This is a genomic window from Alteromonas portus (assembly GCF_005117025.1).
Taxonomy (GTDB): Bacteria; Pseudomonadota; Gammaproteobacteria; order Enterobacterales; family Alteromonadaceae; genus Alteromonas; species Alteromonas portus.
Genome location: NZ_SWCO01000012.1, coordinates 114,958 through 136,968 on the forward strand (window position 1 = coordinate 114,958; position 22,011 = coordinate 136,968).

Annotated in this window: 17 protein-coding genes; 4 read left to right on the plus strand and 13 right to left on the minus strand. The window is 44.9% G+C overall.

Annotated features, from left to right (window positions below):
• Nucleotides 1-31: 31 nt before the first annotated feature.
• The 11 genes from E5672_RS19190 to E5672_RS19240 form a co-directional block, all read right to left on the minus strand.
• Nucleotides 32-3,616, minus strand: a complete 3,585-nt coding sequence (locus E5672_RS19190; RefSeq protein WP_136783796.1) for an FG-GAP repeat domain-containing protein — start codon at nucleotides 3,614-3,616, stop codon at nucleotides 32-34.
• Between the two features lie 303 nt (nucleotides 3,617-3,919).
• Entirely contained in the window at nucleotides 3,920-4,153 is a 234-nt protein-coding gene (nqrM, locus tag E5672_RS19195) for a (Na+)-NQR maturation NqrM (RefSeq protein WP_014950791.1), read from the minus strand.
• 9 nt (nucleotides 4,154-4,162) lie between these two features.
• Nucleotides 4,163-5,188: an FAD:protein FMN transferase gene (locus E5672_RS19200; protein WP_136783797.1), complete on the minus strand. Its 1,026-nt coding sequence runs from the start codon at nucleotides 5,186-5,188 to the stop codon at nucleotides 4,163-4,165.
• 135 nt (nucleotides 5,189-5,323) lie between these two features.
• Nucleotides 5,324-6,556, minus strand: coding sequence for an NADH:ubiquinone reductase (Na(+)-transporting) subunit F (gene nqrF, locus E5672_RS19205; RefSeq protein ID WP_071815998.1), 1,233 nt, complete (start codon nucleotides 6,554-6,556; stop codon nucleotides 5,324-5,326).
• A gap of 20 nt (nucleotides 6,557-6,576) precedes the next feature.
• Nucleotides 6,577-7,185 (minus strand): NADH:ubiquinone reductase (Na(+)-transporting) subunit E, encoded by a 609-nt coding sequence (gene nqrE / locus E5672_RS19210; RefSeq protein WP_014950794.1) that lies wholly within the window; start codon nucleotides 7,183-7,185, stop codon nucleotides 6,577-6,579.
• 3 nt (nucleotides 7,186-7,188) lie between these two features.
• On the minus strand, nucleotides 7,189-7,821 hold the full coding sequence (locus E5672_RS19215) for an NADH:ubiquinone reductase (Na(+)-transporting) subunit D (RefSeq protein ID WP_014950795.1): 633 nt from the start codon (nucleotides 7,819-7,821) through the stop codon (nucleotides 7,189-7,191).
• A 10-nt stretch (nucleotides 7,822-7,831) separates the two neighbouring features.
• Complete coding sequence (locus tag E5672_RS19220) at nucleotides 7,832-8,596, minus strand: Na(+)-translocating NADH-quinone reductase subunit C (RefSeq protein ID WP_014950796.1); 765 nt, start codon at nucleotides 8,594-8,596, stop codon at nucleotides 7,832-7,834.
• A complete protein-coding gene (locus E5672_RS19225) occupies nucleotides 8,586-9,788 on the minus strand; it encodes an NADH:ubiquinone reductase (Na(+)-transporting) subunit B (protein ID WP_136783798.1) in 1,203 nt (400 codons plus the stop codon). The genes E5672_RS19220 and E5672_RS19225 overlap by 11 nt, the downstream gene beginning before the upstream one ends.
• Nucleotides 9,789-9,791: 3 nt before the next feature.
• Nucleotides 9,792-11,132: a Na(+)-translocating NADH-quinone reductase subunit A gene (locus E5672_RS19230; RefSeq protein WP_136783799.1), complete on the minus strand. Its 1,341-nt coding sequence runs from the start codon at nucleotides 11,130-11,132 to the stop codon at nucleotides 9,792-9,794.
• A gap of 512 nt (nucleotides 11,133-11,644) precedes the next feature.
• Nucleotides 11,645-12,823, minus strand: coding sequence for an enoyl-ACP reductase FabV (gene fabV, locus E5672_RS19235; RefSeq protein ID WP_014950799.1), 1,179 nt, complete (start codon nucleotides 12,821-12,823; stop codon nucleotides 11,645-11,647).
• 299 nt (nucleotides 12,824-13,122) lie between these two features.
• Nucleotides 13,123-13,743, minus strand: a complete 621-nt coding sequence (locus E5672_RS19240) for a BamJ family beta-barrel-assembly machinery protein (RefSeq protein ID WP_014950800.1) — start codon at nucleotides 13,741-13,743, stop codon at nucleotides 13,123-13,125.
• 233 nt (nucleotides 13,744-13,976) lie between these two features.
• Here E5672_RS19240 and ppc point away from each other — a divergent pair, with 233 nt between their 5' ends.
• The gene (gene ppc / locus E5672_RS19245) at nucleotides 13,977-16,598 is read left to right on the plus strand and encodes a phosphoenolpyruvate carboxylase (RefSeq protein WP_136783800.1); all 2,622 of its coding nucleotides are present in this window, start codon (nucleotides 13,977-13,979) and stop codon (nucleotides 16,596-16,598) included.
• A gap of 162 nt (nucleotides 16,599-16,760) precedes the next feature.
• Here ppc and katG read toward each other — a convergent pair whose 3' ends face one another.
• The gene (gene katG / locus E5672_RS19250; RefSeq protein WP_136783801.1) at nucleotides 16,761-18,950 is read right to left on the minus strand and encodes a catalase/peroxidase HPI; all 2,190 of its coding nucleotides are present in this window, start codon (nucleotides 18,948-18,950) and stop codon (nucleotides 16,761-16,763) included.
• 543 nt (nucleotides 18,951-19,493) lie between these two features.
• Here katG and E5672_RS19810 point away from each other — a divergent pair.
• Together E5672_RS19810 and E5672_RS19255 are read left to right on the plus strand one after the other, a co-directional pair.
• A complete protein-coding gene (locus E5672_RS19810; protein ID WP_161569411.1) occupies nucleotides 19,494-19,631 on the plus strand; it encodes a hypothetical protein in 138 nt (45 codons plus the stop codon).
• Nucleotides 19,632-19,693: 62 nt separating this feature from the next.
• Nucleotides 19,694-19,909: a hypothetical protein gene (locus tag E5672_RS19255; RefSeq protein ID WP_136783802.1), complete on the plus strand. Its 216-nt coding sequence runs from the start codon at nucleotides 19,694-19,696 to the stop codon at nucleotides 19,907-19,909.
• A 161-nt stretch (nucleotides 19,910-20,070) separates the two neighbouring features.
• Here the strand turns inward: E5672_RS19255 and mdh are convergent, their stop codons facing one another.
• Complete coding sequence (mdh, locus tag E5672_RS19260; RefSeq protein ID WP_014950802.1) at nucleotides 20,071-21,009, minus strand: malate dehydrogenase; 939 nt, start codon at nucleotides 21,007-21,009, stop codon at nucleotides 20,071-20,073.
• A gap of 237 nt (nucleotides 21,010-21,246) precedes the next feature.
• Between mdh and argR the strand changes: the two genes are divergently transcribed.
• On the plus strand, nucleotides 21,247-21,711 hold the full coding sequence (gene argR / locus E5672_RS19265) for a transcriptional regulator ArgR (protein ID WP_025253953.1): 465 nt from the start codon (nucleotides 21,247-21,249) through the stop codon (nucleotides 21,709-21,711).
• Nucleotides 21,712-22,011 lie beyond the last annotated feature (300 nt).

Here is a 22,011-nt window from a genome sequence, read left to right on the forward strand (position 1 = left end):
ACAAGTATCCAAATTGTCCCAGCAGTTTTACTTAATTCGCTCGGCCTAACCAGTACATTACCCGAGATGTTGCCATCATCACTTCTAGGCTTCCCTCAGCAGATTTTCTTGCGTGCAGAGAGTGGCTGCGGGCCGGCCCAATCAACGCTGGACTTTTCCAAATGGTGATGCCTTCAACTGTCATTTCGCTGAGTTCAGAAGCACTGTAGTAACTCCAATCATCGTCATGCGCCGTTGTCACAAGAAGTGTTTGTTCAGTAGCGGTTACTGGATTAGCTACCATGTCTACAATAACCTTACTCACCGAAACGTCTGATGTCTTAGTCAAACTAGTGTCAGTTACATCAAATATAACCAGTGATTGGTTCTGGTTGTTATAACAGGCCAGTTCAGCGGCAGCGTCACTATCAGCGTTAATAAAGGCAAGGCGCGCGCAAGAAATATCGGCGCTTGCCTGAATAGAGAAACCTGATGTTGTTGGCTTGAGTAATTGCGTTATGTTGTCGCCTTGAGAAAGCGCCACATACACATTGCCATTCATCGCGACAATATCAAAATCACGGAAATATTGAGGCATGGTGTAAGTGGCCAACATAACTTGATTGTTCACGTCGACCGCTTTTAGTGTGCGACCATCAGCATACACTGCATCTTCGAAACCATCATTATTGAAGTCGAATGCCTTGATAACTGAAACATCGTTCGAGTATCCGCCTGTAATCTCATATTGAATAGAGAAATCATTTAATCGCATTGCAGCGAATGCGCCATCATAGGTTTCGGCACTAGGTAGGAATAAATCACCAGCACCGTCATTGTTGTAATCGGTGGTTACCGCAATACTAGAGTTATCCCAGTTAGAAGAAACTTCCTCACTAGTGATGTAATTCCCTGTATTCTCCATTAGTAAGACCTTAGAGCCGTCATAACCGCTACCGGTACTTGGCACGAAGAAAACAGCGCGTTCGTCACCAGGATACAAATCAGCCCATCCAGCCGCATTAAAGCTATCTAGTTGATGCGTGGTTGCTGTTGTTTTTATTGTTGCAGAAGTTGCTGTGACATCTGCCGTTACGAGTAAATCTTCACCAGAAGACGAAGTGCCAGTGCCCCATAACAGTTCGTTAAGGCCATCATTGTCGGCATCACCAAGAGTCAGCGAGGTCGAACCATGATCAACCATATCAACGCTAAATACTGAAGTGAGCGTGTTACTAGACAGCTTCATGGCGTGGACATTGCCCCATTGGCAGTCCCCTACAAGCAATACAGGATCACTATCGTCAGTCAGTTTTCCTGCGCTAATGTCGCAAGTATTAAAATTCTCAACACTCGTAATTTGAGACTTGTCTTGTGCTGAGTATACATAGATGTAAGACCAACTGTCAGCGCCTACGATTTCATCAATACCGTCGCCATTTATATCGGCAACGGCAATGTGATGACTGCCAAATCCTGAGTTCAAAAACCACTGGTTTTCACCAGAATCAAGGTCATAAACCAAACCAGAATTAGTAACCAGTTCTAACTGAGCGTCGGAATCTACATTACCCAAAGCAATTTCATAGGTATCTTCAGCGGTAAACGTAAATAAAGGTGTTTCGGGCGAATTAAGATCTACCACCACAATATTATCGGCATCGCCGTAATCACGTGATGAATATAGGTAGGCCAATTCATCGTCACCATCATTATCTATGTCGCCAAGAACAGCACTATGTATGAAATTGTCGGTGGTAAAAAGCGTTTTGGCCGTTTCGTCAGTGTCGGTAACGACAGATACGCCGTGTTCAGATATTACTAAAATATCGGGGTAATCGTCGTTATCAAAATCGGTACTGAGAACTTGTTTTACTGTTTCACCGTGCTCGATTTTGTAGGGATACATCCAAGTTTGGTTGTAGATGCCGTTTTGATAAGACAGTAAGAACACGCGGTTTGCTGAATCTGTAGAGAGAACTTCATTGTCGCCGTCGTGGTCGAAATCACCTACTACCATTGAATTGTTCATTTTAGGCACTTCAATACCCGAGCGAGCTAACTCTTGTACTTCATAGTTAGTCACCGAAACATGGGTTTTGACGACTTCAGCACCGTCTTCACCTGTTGAAAAACCAAATGCGTAAAGCTGGGTTTTAAACAGCTGATTGTTCGGCGCTTGCCAAGAAATTAATCCATCTTCATTAATAGTTGCACCTGAAGGCGCTGACACCAAAGTGGGAACACCTTGATTGTCGCCAAGATCAGGGTCAGACACCATTACTCTGAATTCGATGTATTCACCAGGAGAAACTGAGTCAGGTACGTTTTCAAATGCGACCTGTGCCGGGGCATCCGACAGAGTAATTGAAGTGCGTCCTGACTCTACAGTGTTTGCGCTATCTGCGACAACCATAGACACTTCTACTACATCGTTAAATACAGCTCGATAGGCAGGAAAGGTATCCCCTGTAACGTCTTCTACTAAGTTGCCGTTTAGATACCAGCGGAAACTGACCGATAAATCTTCTTCGTCTGTATCGCTATCATAGTAATAGCCGGGACTGACGGTAATAGGGGTCGTCGTATCCACTGTGTCCCATACGTAAAAATCAGGTGCATAGACAGTTGGTGGGATGGACATGTCAGCAATAGCGACAAGTAATCTATCTGCAAGGTTAGCAGTAATTAAATCATAGGCATCAACTATAAATGTACCTACGTCGTAAGTACCGTCGTTATCAGTATCTTCTAAATAACGAATAGTGCCATTTTCGAAAAGTAAGGTTGCAGTTTTATCGCCCGCTACAACTACTTCTCCCCTATACATGTATGGCCATAAATACTCAGGGGCCTCTGCTTCGACAGTGAGTTTACCTTTAGAGCCAACATAGAAGTCAAATTCGGCATGGTTAACGCTTTCAGTGGGCGAATCAGATATGTTGTAATTCCCCATTAATTTATATTGCTCTGAGCCAATAGTGAACGCGACATGCTGGCTGGTATCTGCGTGATAGCTAATGTTAGTTTCGTTGAAGCCTTCATCAATTGAGACGACGCCTGACAACGTGTGAGGTATGCCTTCGTTAGTCCAGGTAAGACTGTCGAAATACATACTGTATTTCACAGCGTTATCTGACACGCTTTCAATAGTAATAGCCGTTGAACCGGTAATAGCAACGCCGTTGCTGTATAACCAGCAGTTTTGGTAATCCATGGCGATGGTACCTGTAAGGGTACTGGACAACTTACCGTCATAAGCAACACTACCGCCTTGATCACAGGCATAGGTTTTTTTAATTGTGCCGCCGTTCACGTCGTCAGAAAAATCCTGTTCTGCCAGTTCTGGCAACGTCATAACAGCATCGTTAAATAATAAATTGAAGGTTTGTTGGACTAATTCTAGTTCCACTTCCGCATCGGCTGTTTTGCCTGTGTACTGGGCGTTTGCAATCGCTTTAGCAGCAGTGTTGAGTCGAGACGCGTCGTAGTCTTTCGCGTTTTTGATGATTGTAGATGACGAAACCGAAGAAGAACCTCCGTTTACTGGTCCCCCAGAGTCGGACCCTCCGCCGCCACATGCTGCTAAGGATAATACGATTATACTGAAGGTCCCGAGACGTAAACTGCGTGTCATAGCTCTTCCTTGATATTTTATTATTGGTATTGATATTTTATGCGGCTTAAATTTAACCCAAATACGAATGTGGAGCAACGAAATATGGGTTAAGTAAAATGAAGAGCTTGAATTAAAAAGCCTCTCGTCGGCTCAATTGTAAAGATAACTATCCTTTCACTCTCGATCCGTAAAGCAAACCTAAAGTTGACTTGAATCACTTGTCCCGATTCGATGGAATGTGTTTGCCTTGCGGATACAAAAAAGCGCCGTCGATTTACTCAAACAGCGCTTTTAAAATTTAAGCCTACGGTAGATTCAAAATTATAAAATTTGGTTTTGCTTCCACTCGTTTAATTTTTTCTGGCGGGCTTCTTCTTTTTCCATACGTGACTTTTTACGGTCACACGGTTCTGGACAGTCACAGGCCTTTTCAATACCTAGTGCACCTAAGCCACCACAGCTTCCAGAGATTGATTTTTTCTGAAAAAGGTAACCTACGGCCATAGCCAGTACCATTGTTAGAAAGAAACCAAAAGCAAGGATAAATGTAGACATTGCTACCCCCTAATTATGAACTGTGACCAGTTTATCAAATTCTGGCGATGCATACTCTTCAAATCCGTCTTCTGTGCGACGAATGAGGAATACAGCGAGTTGTTCTTGCTCAGCAACCGCTATTGCTTGCTCCCATCCCATTACATTAAACGCCGTAGCCAAGCCATCTGACGTCATAGATGAAGGGTGAACAACCGTAACCGACACCAAGTTATGTGAGATAGGATTACCCGTTGTGGGGTCGATTAGGTGCGAATAACGAACGCCGTCTTCTTCGTAATAGTTGCGATAGTCACCTGATGTAGCAACCGCGTTTTCTCCTATTGAGACAACTTTTTGAACAGCACGTTCAGTGGTAACTGGCTTTTCAATGGCAATCAGCCACTCACTGCCGTCGCCTCGTTCGCCTTTCACACGCATTTCACCACCTATTTCTACAAGGTAGTTTTCAATGTTGTGCTTTTCAAGGATCTCCGCCACTTCATCAACGCCAAAACCTTTTGCAATAGTCGACAGGTCGACATAAAGCATTGGGTGACTTTTCTTCAAGCCTGTAGGCGTGGTTGACAGCTTCTTATAACCCACATATTCGCGAATATCGTCGATGTCTGTCTGGCTTGGTACTTTTTCAGGGCGCTTAGTTGGTCCAAACCCCCATAAATTAACCAATGGGCCAACGGTAACATCAAGTACTCCGCCACTAAGGTTAGCCAAGCGTAATGCCTCGTTAACTACGGTTAGCGTATCTGGTGATACGGCGAAATTGTCGGTGTAGCGATATTGATTGAACCTTGATAGTTCTGACGTTGGGTCGTAAGTAGACATCATCTTGTTAACCTCAACAAGACGGGCATCTATTTCAGCTTGTAAGCCTTCTACCGGTGTCTCCGCTACAAGGTACTTAACGTTGTAGGTTGTGCCCATTGTCTGCCCTTGCAGGTGTACTACAGGCGTTTTTTCGTCGCTACAGCTTGCGAGAAGTAGAATACCTACCGCAACAAAGGCGAGGAAAATTCGAATAGCAAATCGAATCACGATGTTGTCCTTAGCTAATATGCACATTACTCAATCGCTATTATGTGCATTATGCATGTTGCTTCAACGAAAAAGGGGCTTACGCCCCTTTTAATATGCTTGAGTTTTTAAGCGAGTAGCTCTTAAATCAAACCCTTAGCCACCGAAGTCATCTAGCATGATGTTTTCGTCCTCAACACCCAAATCTTTAAGCATGTTGATTACGGCCGCGTTCATCATAGGTGGTCCACACATGTAGAACTCACAGTCTTCTGGTGCAGGGTGATCTTTCAAGTAGTTCTCAAGAAGTACTTGGTGGATGAACCCAGTGTAACCTTCCCAGTTGTCCTCTGGCTGAGGATCAGAAAGTGCTACATGCCACTCGAAGTTATCGTTTTCTGCTGCTAGCTCGTCGAAGTCTTCTGTATAGAACATTTCACGAAGTGAACGTGCACCGTACCAGAAGCTCATCTTACGCTTAGACTTAAGGCGACGAAGCTGATCGAAGATGTGAGAACGCATTGGGGCCATACCTGCACCACCACCTACGAATACCATTTCGTTTTCAGTTTCTTTCGCGAAGAATTCACCGAATGGACCAGAGATAGTCGCTTTGTCACCTTCTTTCAGGCTCCAAATGTACGATGACATTTTACCCGCAGGTAGGCTTAAGTTATTAGGTGGCGGCGTAGCGATACGCACGTTCAACATAATAATGCCTTCTTCTTCTGGGTAGTTCGCCATTGAGTATGCACGAATAGTCTCTTCGTCTACTTTAGACTCGATGTCGAAGAAGCCAAAACGCTCCCAGTCACCGCGGTATTCTTCAGGAATATCGAACTCTTTGTACTTAACGTGGTGCGCTGGCGCTTCAATCTGAATATAACCACCTGCACGGAAAGGTACACTTTCACCGTTAGGAATTTTAAGCTTTAGTTCTTTGATGAAGGTTGCTTTGTTATCGTTAGAGATAACTTCACAATCCCACTTCTTAACACCAAATACCGACTCTTCCAGCTCAATTTCCATGTCTTGCTTGATAGCAACCTGACATGAAAGACGGCAGCCTTCGCGCGCTTCACCTTTGGTGATGTGGTCTAGTTCAGTTGGAAGGATTTCACCACCACCTGAGTGTACATCTACACGACACTGGCCACATGAGCCACCGCCACCACAAGCAGACGACACGAAGTAACCTGCGTCAGCTAGAGCACCAAGAAGCTTGCCACCCGGTGCAGTTTTGATTGCCTTGTCTGGGTCACCGTTGATAGTGATAGTAACATCACCACTTGGTACCAATTTAGACTTGGCAAACATGATAATAAATACCAGCGCTAGAACGATGGCAATGAACATGCCTACGCCTAGATATATTTCTACATTATTCATTTATATGCTCCCGAGCTTTCTTACAGCTGAATACCAGTGAATGACTGGAAGCCTAGTGCCATTAGACCCGCGATCATAAATACAGAACCCAGACCACGAACACCATCAGGCATATCAGCATACTTCAGCTTTTCACGTACTGCCGCTAGCAATACAATTGCTAGTGCCCAGCCCATACCACTACCAACGCCGTAAACGATGCTTTCAGTGAAGTTGTATTCACGCTGTACCGCAAACGCCACACCACCGAAGATTGCACAGTTAACGGTAATTAGCGGAAGGAAGATTCCTAGTGCGTTGTAAAGCGCAGGGAAGAACTTGTCTAAGCTCATCTCTAGAATCTGTACCAACGCCGCGATAACACCGATAAACGTTAGGAAGTTAAGGAAGCTTAGATCGGCTTCTGGGAAACCTGCCCATGCTAGTGCGCCTGGAGCAAGAATGTTTACATAAATAACTTGGTTAACGGGTACAGAGATACCTAATACCACGATAACTGCAACACCAAGACCCATAGCAGTTTTAACTTTCTTAGATACCGCTAGGAATGTACACATACCTAAGAAAAGTGATAACGCCATGTTCTCAACGAAAATTGAGCGAACAAATAACGACAAATAATGTTCCATGACTTACTCCTTAGGCTCTACTTGCTCTGGACGGATAGTACGGATAAACCAAATCATACCGCCGATTAAGAAGAATGAGCTGAATGGTAGGATTAACAAACCGTTACCCTGATACCAGCCACCGTTTTGAACCAGTGGAAGGATTTCGAAACCTAAAATAGTACCGAAACCAAATAGCTCTTTAATTGTACCAATAACAATTAGAATGAAAGAGTAACCCAAGCCGTTACCAATACCATCAAGGAAGCTCATCAGAGGTGGGCTCTTCATGGCGTAAGCTTCAGCACGACCCATTACGATACAGTTAGTAATGATAAGACCAACGAATACCGACAGCTGCTTCGATATTTCATACGAATACGCTTTCAGAATTTGGTCAACTACGATTACCAACGATGCAATGATGGTCATCTGGATAATAATTCGAACGCTAGATGGGATCTGGTTACGAATTAGTGAAATAAACAAGTTTGAGAACGCTACAACGCTTGTAAGCGCTAGCGACATTACCAATGCTGTTTCCAGCTTAGTGGTAATTGCCAGTGCTGAACAGATACCCAATACCTGTAGGGCGATCGGGTTGTTGTCCAGGATTGGCCCAAAGAGGGCCTTTTTCATTTCTTTAGTATCTGCCATGAGACTTCCCTTATGAACGCCATGCTTGGTTCTTCAGGAACTGGCCGAAGCCTTGCTCGCCTACCCAGTAACGAATTGTGTTTTCAACACCGTTGCTGGTTAGGGTTGCACCTGAAAGCGCATCGATAGTGTGAGGATTGCTAGGGTTAGCGTTTTTCACTACGCGAATAGCAACTTCGCCATTCTCGTAAAGCTCTTTGCCATCCCATTTGTCCTGCCAAGCAGGGTTTTGCACTTCACCACCTAGTCCTGGCGTTTCTTTTTGCTGATAGTAAATAAGCTCGCGAACCGTTTGGCCGTCTGCGTCTACCGCTAAGAAACCGTACATAAGATCCCAAAGGCCGCTGCCGTGTACAGGAAGGATGATACGAGAAACATCACCTGCGTCGTCGCGAACTAAGTAAACACTTGCCACGTTAGGGCGGCGTTGGAAACCAACATTGCTGTTAGTTACCTTAGTGCTGTACTCAGTTTCTTTGGCTGCTTTATACATATCGTAATCTGGCTTAGGCGCTTCTACGAAAGTACCTTCGTCAAGATTAACAAAACGCTGTTCTACTCGCTCGCTGTACGTGCTTTCAATTGCGCTATTGCTCATGCCCATTTCATAAAGGCCTGCAGCATTAAGAATGTTGCTCTTTTTATCTAGAGCTGCGTTTGTTTGTTGTAGAGAGCGAAGGCCAACAGCCGCGCCAGAAACAACAATTGAACAAACTAAACATACGGCAACAACAATACCTACCGTTTTGCCTAAAGATTCTTTTTTAGCCGACACGTGCTACCCTCCGCTTGATATTGCTTTGTGCGACGAAATAGTCGAACAGTGGCGCCCACAAGTTAGCAAATAGAATTGCTAGCATTACACCTTCTGGGAAGGCTGGGTTTAGGACGCGGATTAGTACCGTCATGAAACCAATGAAGATACCGTAAGCCCACTTACCTTGGTTTGTGAACGACGCAGAAACTGGGTCTGTCGCCATAAAGAACATACCAAAAGCAAGACCACCAACAACAAAGTGCCAATGAGCAGGCATTGCAAACATAGGGTTGGTATCGCTGCCGATTAGGTTTAGCAAGGTTGCGAAGAACGCCACACCAATTGCAACACCAGCAACAATGCGCCAGCTTGCTATACGCATGTACATGATGAACAAGCCACCAAGAATAATAGCAAGGGTAGACACCTCACCCGCTGAACCTGAGATAGTACCGATGAAGCTGTTCATCCACTGATCCATGTTCGCGTAATCAAGGTTGCCAGAAGCCGCTTGGCTTAGAGACGTTGCACCAGAATAACCATCTGCCGCTACCCATACTTGGTCACCTGAAATTTGTGCAGGATACGCAAAGTAAAGGAATGCACGACCAGACAATGCTGGGTTAAGGAAGTTACGACCTGTACCACCGAATACTTCTTTAGCAATTACAACACCGAAGGTAATACCTAGTGCAACTTGCCATAGAGGAATAGTAGCTGGAAGTGTTAGTGCGAACAGTACCGATGTTACGAAGAAACCTTCGTTAACTTCGTGCTTGCGCACAGACGCGAACAATACTTCCCAGAAACCACCTACCGCGAACGTTACCGCGTAGATTGGCAGCCAGAAACATGCGCCATAGAAGAATAGACCTAGTGTACCCGCATTTGCCAAGTCACCGCCTAGTGCAGCGAATAGGCCTGCTTGCCACGTATCAGGTAGTGTTCCTGCACCAGCAGCAATTGCTTCTTGCGCTTGGAAACCAATGTTATACATACCAAAGAACATAGCTGGGAATGTTGCCATCCATACCATGATCATGATGCGCTTAAGGTCAATGCTGTCACGCACGTGCGTGTTAGCTTTATTTACTTTACCTGGGGTGTAGAAAATGGTCGCCGCAGCTTCGTAAAGCGCATACCACTTTTCATGCTTACCACCTGGATCGAAGTTTGGTTCGATTTTTTCTAAATACGCTTTTAAACCCATGACTTAACCCTCTTTCTCTATCGTGGTCAAACAGTCGCGTAAGATAGGAGCGTAGTTGTATTTGCCAGGGCATACATAAGTACACAATGCCAAATCTTCTTCGTCCAGCTCTAAGCAACCCAACGTCTGAGCACCGTCAGTATCACCAGAAATCAGGTCCCTAAGCAGAAGCGTAGGAATGATATCTAGGGGCATAACGCGTTCGTAATTACCAATTGGAACCATAGAACGTTCAGAACCATTGGTAGTTGTTGTCATATCAAATTTCTTGCTGCCACTTAGGTGACCTAAGTAAGCACGAGTCACTGAGTGCTTATCTGAACCTGGAGTGATCCAGCCAAATAGCTTTTTCTCGCGACCTTCTTTTAGTAGTGAAACTTGGGTGTGGAAACGGCCAAGGAAGCCGTGAACGCCCATCGCTGTTGTACCGCTAAGTACAGAACCAGAGATAACACGTACTTCACCGTCTACTTGCTCGTTTGCAGTAAGTTCGGTCAAGTCTGCGCCAATTACAGTGCGCACTAGGCGTGGGTTGGTTGCAGCAGGACCTGCAAGTGAAATAACACGACGGTTATCTAGCTCGCCAGAGGTCAGCAACGCACCAATAGCCATTACGTCTTGGTAGTTGATGTGCCAAACCGTTTTGTTCATGCCAGCAGAATCAAGGAAGTGGATGTGAGTACCCGGTAGGCCCGCAGGGTGAGGACCGCCAAATTCTTCAACATCAACTGCCGCATCGCCAGTAGCAACAGATGCACCTGCCGCTTTACAAACGTAAGTCTTGCCACCGCTCAATTGCGTTAATGCTTTAAGACCATTTACGAAATCGTCTTGGCGCTCAGCAATAATTACTGCAGGATCTGCTGCTAGTGGATTGGTATCCATTGCTGTAACGAAAATTGAACTTGGAACAGAGTCTAGCTTAGGAGATTTGCTAAATGGACGTGTACGGAACGCTGTCCACATGCCTGACTCTACAAGGATTGACTGAAGTTGCTCGCGTGTTGCGCTCGCGATCTGGTCAGCTGCAATTTTATCAAATGTCACAGCATCGCTGCCGTTCATTTTGATAACTACAGACTGAAGAACACGTTTTGCACCACGGTTAACCTCTACCACTTCACCCGCTGCTGGGGCAGTGAATTTAACGCCAGGGTTCTTTTTATCTTCAAAAAGCACCTGACCTTTCTTCACTACATCGCCAACTTGGACGTGCATGGTAGGGCGCATACCCACATATTCTTCTCCCAGAACGGCAACGCGCGTTGCAGCAGATGCATCAGCAATCTCCTGCTTTGGCGCTCCCTCAATTGGGAGGTCGAGACCTTTCTTGATTTTTATCATATGTAATCGCACTACTCTAATAGAAATACCCTTTTGCATGACCGCAGAAAACCTGCCTGTCAGCATGCAAAAGCGCACTATTAACAGGTGTAGAACACCTTTTCGTTGTTGATTGATGGAACTTGCTGCAATTGCTACGGTCAGCCTGTTATGAAGCCGTAACGCATAATTCCTTTTTGCGGACGCTTATTCGCCCTTTCTTTATAGACCACCAGCAGAAATTAACACTTATTATTATTGTTGTGTTGCTGCAATCGCCACTGCTGTTTTGGTAGAGGCAGAAAAGACCCCTACTTAATTTCGGGATTTTAGCATTAACCCATACGTTTGTGCCACGCTATTTCAAGATAAAGGCAAATTTTTCTACAATTTAATGTAAACCTTTGGTCTTATTCATTTACATTTTTTGAATCCACCCCCTATATCAGCTTGTAATTGGGTACAAAAAAGCCGTCAAATCAGACGGCTTTCGCATATATGAGTATTAGGTTAATTAATGGTAAGTTTAGGTTTTACCAATTAACCATTGGGTCAACTTCACTGTCGTAATCAACACTTGAAATGTCGAAACCGAACAGCTTTAAGAACTCATGGTTGTAACCTTTATAGTCACTTAAGTCATGAAAGTTCTCTTGTGTCACTTGATCCCATAACGCCTTAATTTTTGCCTGTGTTGCGTCGTTAGTTTCTTTGCCATCCATGCGATAGCGATTTGCTTCGTCTAACGTTGGAGTATTGCCGAAAAGACACTGCGTGAACAAACCATGAATTTGTTCAATACACCCTTCATGCGTGCCTTCCTCTTTCATCACTTTATAAATAAGTGAAATATACAGAGGCATTACAGGAATGGCTGAGCTTGCCTGCGTTACCAGTGCTTTCAACGAGCTCACATTGGCTTGCACAAGCAAATCACTGTTTTTACCGATAATGGCTGCGGCAGCGCGATCTAGGTCTTCTTTCGCTTTACCAATCGTCGCTTGACCATAAATAGGCCATGTTAGCTCTTTACCAATGTAGGTATATGCGGTGGTTTTACAGCCTTCAGCAAGCACATCGGCTTCACGTAAAAAGTCCATCCAACGTTCCCAATCTTCACCGCCCATCACTTTGATGGTATTGAGGATTTCTTCGTCGTTGGCTGGCTCTAGCGATACTTCATGCACTTTATCTTTATCAGTATCGTAGGTTTTTGTTGTGTACGCCTGCCCTACTGGCTTAAGCGTAGATTTATACGTTACGCCTGTTTCTGGGTCGGTTCTACGCGGAGATGCAAGGCTATAAATAACCAAATCTACCTTGCCCATTTCAGCTTTGATTTTTTCGATGGTTTCATTTTTGATTTCATCGGAAAACGCATCGCCATTAATAGTTTCTGCATACAAGCCTTTTGCTTTGGCTTTTTCGTGGAATGCTGCGGTGTTATACCAACCCGCGGTACCCGTTTTGCGTTCCGTTGGTGCTTTTTCAAAACACACACCTAGGGTTTTTGCGCCATAGCCAAACGCAGAAGTAATGCGCGATGCTAAACCGTATCCCGTTGAGCTACCAATAACCAACACATTTTTAGGGCCTTCGCCTAAGTCGCCTTTTGCTTCTACATAAGCAATTTGTTCGTCAACCGCCGTTGCACAGCCAACAGGATGCGCGTTTGTGCAAATGAAGCCTCTCACTTTAGGCTTGATAACCATAATAATTTTCCTTATTTGAGCGTGGGGCTATTGTAATGCCGAAGTCTCTGATAACAACTCGGAGCAGATGAACCCTAGCATATCGCAAACACAAGGCGACACCAATGAAACAACGTGCCAAGTTTAGATTTGCTTTGTATTTACGAGAAAAGACAGAGAAGAAAAGAGATAGGAAAAAGAAACATTAGTCCGAATCGCTAAATTTAACGAAGTGCGGGCTAGTTTTTAAAACGTTATGAACTATGAATAAGAAAAGATGGAACACAGGTGTGCAGAACTGCACACCTGTGAACAACACATTAACCTAGAACGTCTAGAAGCTCTACGTCAAAGATAAGCGTGCTGTATGGTGCAATAGCTGCTCCCGCACCTTGCTCACCGTAAGCAAGATCATGTGGCACGTATAAACGGTACTTAGCACCTACTTTCATAAGTTGAAGTGCTTCAGTCCAACCTTTAATAACGCCGCCTACTGGGAATTCAGCTGGCTGGCCGCGCTCGTAAGAGCTGTCAAACGTAGTACCGTTAATAAGTGTACCGTGGTAGTGAACACGTACAGTGCTAGCCGCAACTGGTGTTTCACCGTCACCTTCAGCGATAACTTCGTACTGAAGACCAGATTCAGTAACGGTTACTTCGTCACGCTTTGCGTTTTCTTCAAGGTATTTTGTGCCTTCTTCAATAACCGCTTTGCTAGCTTCTTCTTTAGCCGCTTGCATGCGCTTGTGAATTTCGCCGAACGCATCACGTAGTGTGTCGTTGTCAACCTGAGGTGCTTGACCTGCGAAGGCGTCTTTTAGGCCAGCTACAACAGCGTCAATCGCTAGTCCGTCAAACGGATTTGATTGTAATTGTTGACCCATTTGAAAACCAATGCCGTAACTTGCTTGGGTTTCTACTGTATTGAATGTATCAGTCACAAGAACTCCTGAAATTAAATTACAAATGCAGTACAAATTTCAAACAAAACGCATAACGCGAGAATGTTTCTGCATTTTCCGGTGCAAGAGTGTACCACACCATAAAATATCTTGCTTTGAGCAATGTTAACTAGGGTGCAAAAGTATCAAAATGTTGTAAATTATAACCGAAAGTGGTTAGACAAGTCGCAAAGGACACAGTATGGTTAGGCCCATATATTTAGGAGGAAAGCATGCAAACACACTACGATGCTGAACTGAAAGATACCGTTCGATACCTTGGTAAAACCCTTGGTGAAACAATCAAAAATCAATTAGGTCAGGAGTGGCTAGACCGTATTGAAAAGATTCGAAAAGGCGGCCGAGCTTCTTATCAGGGAGACGCTACTTGTAGCGAAGAACTGAAAGAAACTTTCAAAACAATGTCTGACAGCGATTTGCTTACTGTTGGCCGTGCCTTCGCACAATTCTTGAACTTAGGTAATATTGCCGAGCAAGAATACAACGCAGCAATGAATGTTGATGCATCGATAGATGCACTGTTCAAACACCTAGATAAAGCTGAATTAACCGCAGAGAAAGTTCAAGATGCGGTTGCTAAGCTAAACATCGATCTTGTACTGACCGCGCATCCTACTGAAGTTACGCGCCGTACACTTATCCACAAACATAAAGAATTGGCGAACTGCCTTCAGGCCATTCATCAAGAATCGCTTAATGATGTTGAGCGTAAAAAAATTGAAACCCGCATTGCCGACCTTATTGCACAGGCTTGGCACACTGAAGAAATTCGTTCTGTACGCCCTACACCTGTTGATGAGGCGCGCTGGGGCTTCTCGGTTATTGAAAACTCATTATGGGAAGCAGTACCTGACTTCATGCGCGAACTTGATGGTCGTTTGAACGAAGACTACGATGTATCGCTACCGCTAGACTCGTCACCAGTACAATTTAGCTCTTGGATGGGCGGCGACAGAGACGGTAACCCATTTGTAACGTCAAAAGTGACTGAGCAAGTTCTCTTGCTTGCCAGAAAGCGTGCAGCCAAGCTTTTCGCGATAGATCTTGACCGCTTGCAAGTTGAGCTTTCAATGTACGACTGCAACGACGCGTTACGCGAAAAAGTCGGCGACGCCAACGAGCCATACCGCGCCCTTCTTCGTCCACTTGTTGACAAGTTCATCGCAACCCGCGATGGCATTAGCGACTACTTAGCAGGTAAAAACCCAGATACTTCAAACTGGATAGAAAGCGACGATGAGCTAATCGAGCCGTTAATGCTTTGCTACCAGTCATTGTTAGACTGCGGTATGCAGGTCGTGGCAAACGGACTGTTACTAGACACTATTCGCCGTGCTCGAGTATTCGGTATTCACCTTCTGCGCCTTGATGTACGTCAGGACTCTGAACGTCATGCCGACGTCTTTAGCGAACTCACTCGCTATCTTGGTCTTGGTGATTACGCTCAGTGGAGCGAAGCCGACAAGCAGGCTTTCTTACTACGCGAGCTTGGCTCAAAACGCCCGCTTTTCCCTGCTCAATGGGACGCGTCTGATGACGTAAAAGAAGTGCTTGATACTTGTAAGGTTATTGCGAAGCACAGCAAGCACGGCTTTGGTATTTATATCATCTCTATGGCCAGTGAGCCGTCAGATGTCATGGCCGTTCAGCTGCTACTTCAAGAGAGTGGTGTAGATTGGCCTATGCCAGTGGCGCCATTATTCGAAACGCTAGACGATTTGAACAACTCACCTGACGTAATGCGTAAATTGTTGTCTATAGACTGGTATCGCGGTTACGTGAAGGGCCGTCAGTTCGTTATGATCGGTTACTCTGATTCAGCGAAAGACGCTGGTGCATTAGCTGCTGGCTGGGCACAGTATCAGTCGCAAGAAGCATTGGTTGCCATTGCAGAAGAATTCGACGTAAGCCTAACGCTATTCCACGGACGTGGTGGTACAATTGGCCGCGGCGGATTGCCAGCACACGCTGCTATTTACTCACAACCTCCTGGCTCACTAGAAGGCGGTTTCCGCGTAACAGAACAAGGCGAAACCATTCGCTACAAGTTCGGCATGCCTAAACTAGCTAAACGCAGCTTGGGTATTTACGCCAGCGCCATTATTGAAGCCATGTTGTTCCCGCCTCCGGCACCGAAAGAAGAATGGCGAGAGCTAATTACCGCAATGGCAGCGCAAGGTCGCGACAACTACCGCGCAACAGTACGCCATGATGAAGAATTCGTCCCTTACTTCCGTGTAGCAACGCCAGAGCAAGAACTAGGTAAGTTACCACTAGGTAGCCGACCTGCGAAGCGTAAGCCTCAAGGCGGTATTGAGAGCCTACGTGCGATCCCATGGATATTTGCCTGGGCACAAACCCGTTTGGTACTGCCAAGCTGGTTAGGCGTTATGCGCGCTATTGATAGCGTGAAGACTCCTGAGAACGAAAAAGTGGTTAACGAGATGTTCAGCGAATGGCCGTTCTATCGTTCACGTCTTTCAATGCTAGACATGGTGTTCCATAAAGCCGATCCGCGTATTAGCGAAGCTTATGACGAGCGCTTAGTACCAAAAGAGCTTAAACACTTTGGTGAGGCGCTGCGCAGCGAACTTAAAGAAAGCATCTCGTCGCTGTTGGCTATTACGGGCGATGACGACATTATGAAGAACGACCCGCAAGGTAAAGAGTCGATGGAGATCCGTGCAGCGTATCTTCAACCGCTTCATTACTTGCAAATTGAGCTTCTAGATCGTATCCGTAAAGCCGGTGATGATGCGCAAAACACCAGTTTAGAGCGTGCTATGATGGTAACGATAACTGGTATCGCTATCGGTATGCGTAACACAGGTTAAGCACTGTGTTAGCGAAGTGGTTGAATTGACGCATACTGCTTTATTATGTTGGTCACCTCTCGCTTCGCTAAGCAATAATATGAAAAAGCCCGCTTCATCAAAATGAAGCGGGCTTTTTATTGCTTACGTGTTTTTACTTACACTAAAGATAAGTACCACGTACTAGCAGGTAAGGTCGAAGCGGTCTGCGTTCATCACTTTTGTCCACGCAGCAACGAAATCCTTTACAAACTTTTCTTTGCTGTCATCTTGCGCGTATAGCTCAGCATATGCTCGCAACACTGAGTTTGAACCAAACACTAAGTCAAAGCGTGTAGCGGTAAACACTTCGTCACCTGATGCTCTGTCGACAATGGCGTAGCTGTTTTTCCCAGTCGGCTTCCACGTGTATTTCATGTCGGTAAGATTGACGAAGAAGTCCGTGCTTAGCGTGCCCACATTGTCGGTAAATACACCATGTTTACTTCCGCCGTAGTTAGTGCCAAGCATACGCATACCGCCAACGAGCACCGTCATTTCCTTTGCAGTTAAACCAAGTAGTTGGGTTTTGTCTAACATCAGCTCTTCAGGTTTAACAGCAAAGTCTTTTTGAAGGTAGTTTCGATAGCCGTCTGCAATTGGCTCTAATGGATCAAACGATTCAGCATCGGTCATGTCGTCAGTGGCGTCGCCGCGTCCAGGTGAGAAAGGAACAGGTACGTTAAAGCCTGCCGCTTCAATACCCTTTTCTATGCCCACGTTACCTGCTAAAACGATGGTATCTGCTAGGCTCGCGCCCGCCGCATCAGCAAGTGGAGCAAGAACCTCTAACACCTTATTAAGACGCTCAGGCTCGTTGCCCTCCCAATCTTTCTGAGGAGCTAAACGAATTCGCGCACCATTAGCGCCGCCACGTAAATCTGACCCTCTAAAGGTACGAGCACTATCCCACGCTGTTGCTACCATATCGCCAACAGATAAGCCTGACTCAGCAATTTTACTCTTCAACGCATCAACGTCGTAAGACGTACTGCCCTCAGGAACCGGGTCTTGCCAAATTAACGTATCTTCTGGTACGTCAGGCCCTATGTAACGAACTTTTGGTCCTAGATCGCGGTGAGTAAGTTTAAACCATGCGCGTGCAAACACCTCGCTGAAGTATTCGTGATCTTTATAGAATTTCTCAGAAATTTTTCTATATTCTGGGTCCATCTTCATCGCCATATCGGCGTCGGTCATAATAGGGTTATAGCGTTTTGATGGGTCTTCAACATCAACTGGCTTATCTTCTTCCTTAATGTTAATTGGCTCCCACTGCTCAGCGCCCGCTGGAGACTTTTTTAGTTCCCAATCGTAATTTAGTAATAGATGGAAATAGCCGTTATCCCATTGCGTAGGATTCGTTGTCCACGCCCCCTCAATACCACTTGATACGGTATCGCGGCCAATGCTGCGGCTCTTGTGATTCATCCAACCAAGACCTGCTTCTTCAATACCAGCTGCTTCTGGATCGGGACCTAGCGCTTCAGCACTGCCGTTACCATGACATTTACCGACCGTATGACCGCCCGCGGCTAACGCAACGGTTTCTTCGTCGTTCATTGCCATACGCGCAAAAGTTTCACGTACGTGAGCTGCCGTTTTAAGTGGATCAGGCTTACCATTAACGCCTTCAGGGTTTACGTAAATAAGGCCCATTTGTACCGCGGCCAACGGGTTTTCCATGGTTTCAGGGCTATCAACATCTTCATACCGCTCATCACTGGGCGCTAACCACTCTTTCTCAGCACCCCAGTAAACGTCTTTCTCTGGATGCCAAATATCTTCTCGGCCAAAGGCAAAACCATAGGTTTTAAGACCCATGCTTTCATAAGCAATGGTTCCAGCAAGAACGAACAAGTCAGCCCAGCTTAATTTGTTGCCGTACTTCTTCTTTATTGGCCAAAGCAAACGGCGAGCTTTATCTAAGTTAACGTTATCAGGCCAAGAGTTAAGCGGTGCAAAACGTTGATTACCAGTTGAAGCGCCACCGCGACCATCTGCAATACGATACGAGCCTGCCGCATGCCATGACATACGGATCATCAGACCGCCATAGTGCCCCCAATCCGCTGGCCACCATGGCTGAGAATCTGTCATCAAATCAGTGAGATCTTTTTTAAGGGCTTGAAAGTCTAGTTTTTTAACCTCTTCACGGTAATCGAAGTCTTCTCCCATTGGGTTTGTCTTCGTATCGTGCTGATGAAGAATGTCTAAGTTTAAGGCTTCAGGCCACCAGTCCATTACTGTTGTCCCGGTGGCTGTTAAACCACCATGCATGACTGGGCACTTTTTTGCCGAATCATTCACATCACCTAACTTTGCATTGCTCATATTACATCCTCTTTGCCTGTTCGTTTGCGTTATACAACTCACACGTTAGTTAAGTTATAGGATTGACCTATGGAGTTACGCTGTCACGTTATCATTTGATACTAAATCAGCGTTCTTCAAGCATAGTCAAAGTTCTACGCTTCGCCATAACTTAAAGCATTAAATCACAACGCGAGCACTTGCCCACAAATTCCAATAGCGGTAAGCCTCTAAGCTTTTTCTCATGGCTGAGAGCCACAAAATATTAAAGGGTTATGCTTATGCTACAGTTAAAGGTATTGCTGCAGATTCAGGGGAAATCAGGCTTTTTAATGTAATGAAATTCCGTTCTCTTAATTAAATTGAACACACCTCCATTCAAAATCGCCAACAGCGTATGCCTAAATTAGTCGTGGTTTGCCAAAGGAGGATACAAACAAACCTTCCGTACAGTTAAAAAGTCGCTTCGACCTTTTTACACTTTAAAGGTCCCAATTCTTGGGGCTTTTATTAATAAATTAAGGATGACTTATGCAAGAGTTAAATGTAGAAGAGGTAACATAAGTGTCTGGAGCAATGAGTGACTGGACCTCTGGAGGCATGGCAGTAATAGGCCTTGGGATTGCCGGAGGTCCAGCTACAGGTATATTCGGACTCGCTGTCGGCGGAGCAATGATGTTCATTGGCTATTTCGACGAGTAAGAAGTGATAAAAGCTCACCTTTGGGCGAGCTTTTAATATCCACCTAATTAGGATAAAACACTATGAAACATAAGAAATTGGCTGATTTCACTTACCTTGTTTTGATCTTTACAACGTTCATCGCCTCCTACTTTAAAGATAGCGATTCTTTTTTTTACACATTTACCGTACTAACGCTGGGTTATATAGTCATTCTTCAGCATGGCATTATTCAACGTTTGGATTTCAACGAAGCTCCCCTCTATGTGGGTAATAAATCTATAAATACAGAAAAATGAGATTTTGGGCTGAGAGAAGTTTTGTTAAGTAAACTTGCACCAAAAACGCCGTCGCAATGGCTACAAAGATGCAACAAAAAAGGCTGGATAGCTAAGGTCGTTTGAGACCTTAGCTATCCAGCCTTTTCAAGCGGATGCTAATGCATCCGCTTCAAGCACTATTAGCCGTTTACGAAGTCAACGCCTAGCTTGATGTCACCACGTAGGCCTTCAAGCATGTCGTTTTTCGCTTTTTCTTCAAATGCGCTTAGCTCGCCGTATGGCAAGATTTCTTCAACACCGTTTGCGCCAAGGCGAACTGGGTGTGCAAAGAATGCTGCGTCGTCGCTGTCGTCAGTTTGTACATAAGTGTACTCAACAACGTTCTCGCCTTGCATTGCTGCAACTAGAGATAAACAGAAACGTGCTGCTGCTTGACCCATTGATAGGGTTGCAGAGCCGCCGCCCGCTTTAGCTTCAACAACTTCGGTACCCGCATTTTGGATACGAGTTGTTAGGCTAGCAACTTCTTCGTCTGTGAACTCTACACCTTCAACTTGTGAAAGAAGAGGAAGGATAGTTGTACCAGAGTGACCACCGATTACCGGTACGTGCACAGAAGATACGTCTACACCTTTAAGTTCAGCAACAAACGTTTCAGCACGGATAACGTCTAGTGTCGTTACACCGAAAAGCTTGTTCTTGTCGTAAACGCCTTTTGCTTTTAGCGTTTCAGCTGCAATAGCAACAGTAGTGTTAACTGGGTTAGTGATGATACCAACACACGCGTTCGGGCAGTTATCAGCTACACCTTCGATTAGGTTTTTAACAATGCCGGCGTTGATGTTGAACAGATCAGAACGATCCATACCTGGCTTACGAGGCATACCAGCTGGAATTAGAACAACGTCTGCTCCAGTTAGTGCATCAGCTAGGTCATCTTTACCGTGACCGGTTACTTTTACCGCAGTGGGGATGTGGCTCAAATCAACGGCAACACCAGGAACAACTGGCGCTACGTCGTAAAGCGCTAAATCTGAACCTGCTGGCAATTGTGTTTTCAACAACAAAGACAGCGCCTGACCAATACCACCGGCAGCACCTAACACGGCTACTTTCATACCATTTCTCCTATGGGATTACTTCACGTATTTAAACGGAACGTCACACTAATGCAACGCGGGGGAAAACTCAATCACCGGATCGTCTTATTAACGTTATTTATGGCGATTTTATGTCGATATTCATTATCATGAATGATTATGCAAAGAAATTGCGCAAAGTCTACCTGTACGGCACAATAAGCGCATACTAAATATAATTCCTAACGATAACCCTTAAAAAAGAAAAGAGCGCTAATGGCAAACGCAAAACAAGAGCAACTCATCAAGGCTTTTAAAGAAATTCTTAAAGCGGAAAGTTATGGTTCGCAGGGCGAGATTGTTGATGCTTTAAAAGCTCAAGGTTTTGACAATATCAGTCAATCTAAAATCTCTAGAATGCTAAGCAAGTTCGGTGCAGTAAGAACCCGCAATGCTAGAGGCGACATGGTGTACTGCTTGCCTCCAGAACTAGGTATGCCTACCGCTAAAAGCCCTCTCAAGCAATTGGTGCTAGACATAGTTCACAACAACGTCATGGTTATAATAAGAACGAGTCCTGGTGCTGCTCAGCTTATTGCCCGGTTATTAGATTCGTTAAGCAAGAAAGATGGCGTACTAGGCACTATTGCAGGCGACGACACAATTTTTATTGCTCCTGCCGATGTAACGAGAATTGAAGAATTAAGACAGCGAGTTGAAGACTTGTTTGAAAATGTCTAACCAATTCAAATCAACTATTACATATTAAAAAAAAGCCGCTAATAAAAATTAGCGGCAAGGGAATTTGTACCAGGGAGATACAAATAAACACACCCCATTAAATTACCAAATCTCTTCTACTTTTTGTGCAAAGAAAAGTAAATTGCATGTAAAACATCACTTTTCAAAACAGACACTTAACACAAAAAAATCCATCTATGATGTTTTTACTCGCGGCAAGTTCAAATTTTTAATTCATAATTAAGTATAGCACCGTAAATATCTTTTCAGGCAGAGTAAATTCAAAGTAAAAACTGTCAA

What these genes read in the sequence shown, in the direction of transcription:
- ppc (WP_136783800.1), top strand. Translation starts at nt 13,977, where the DNA reads ATGCAAACACACTACGATGCTGAACTGAAAGATACCGTTCGATACCTT.
- E5672_RS19225 (WP_136783798.1), bottom strand. Translation starts at nt 9,788, where the DNA reads ATGGGTTTAAAAGCGTATTTAGAAAAAATCGAACCAAACTTCGATCCA.
- argR (WP_025253953.1), top strand. Translation starts at nt 21,247, where the DNA reads ATGGCAAACGCAAAACAAGAGCAACTCATCAAGGCTTTTAAAGAAATT.
- nqrF (WP_071815998.1), bottom strand. Translation starts at nt 6,556, where the DNA reads ATGAATAATGTAGAAATATATCTAGGCGTAGGCATGTTCATTGCCATC.
- katG (WP_136783801.1), bottom strand. Translation starts at nt 18,950, where the DNA reads ATGAGCAATGCAAAGTTAGGTGATGTGAATGATTCGGCAAAAAAGTGC.
- nqrM (WP_014950791.1), bottom strand. Translation starts at nt 4,153, where the DNA reads ATGTCTACATTTATCCTTGCTTTTGGTTTCTTTCTAACAATGGTACTG.
- E5672_RS19230 (WP_136783799.1), bottom strand. Translation starts at nt 11,132, where the DNA reads ATGATAAAAATCAAGAAAGGTCTCGACCTCCCAATTGAGGGAGCGCCA.
- E5672_RS19215 (WP_014950795.1), bottom strand. Translation starts at nt 7,821, where the DNA reads ATGGCAGATACTAAAGAAATGAAAAAGGCCCTCTTTGGGCCAATCCTG.
- mdh (WP_014950802.1), bottom strand. Translation starts at nt 21,009, where the DNA reads ATGAAAGTAGCCGTGTTAGGTGCTGCCGGTGGTATTGGTCAGGCGCTG.
- E5672_RS19190 (WP_136783796.1), bottom strand. Translation starts at nt 3,616, where the DNA reads ATGACACGCAGTTTACGTCTCGGGACCTTCAGTATAATCGTATTATCC.
- fabV (WP_014950799.1), bottom strand. Translation starts at nt 12,823, where the DNA reads ATGGTTATCAAGCCTAAAGTGAGAGGCTTCATTTGCACAAACGCGCAT.
- nqrE (WP_014950794.1), bottom strand. Translation starts at nt 7,185, where the DNA reads ATGGAACATTATTTGTCGTTATTTGTTCGCTCAATTTTCGTTGAGAAC.
- E5672_RS19255 (WP_136783802.1), top strand. Translation starts at nt 19,694, where the DNA reads ATGAAACATAAGAAATTGGCTGATTTCACTTACCTTGTTTTGATCTTT.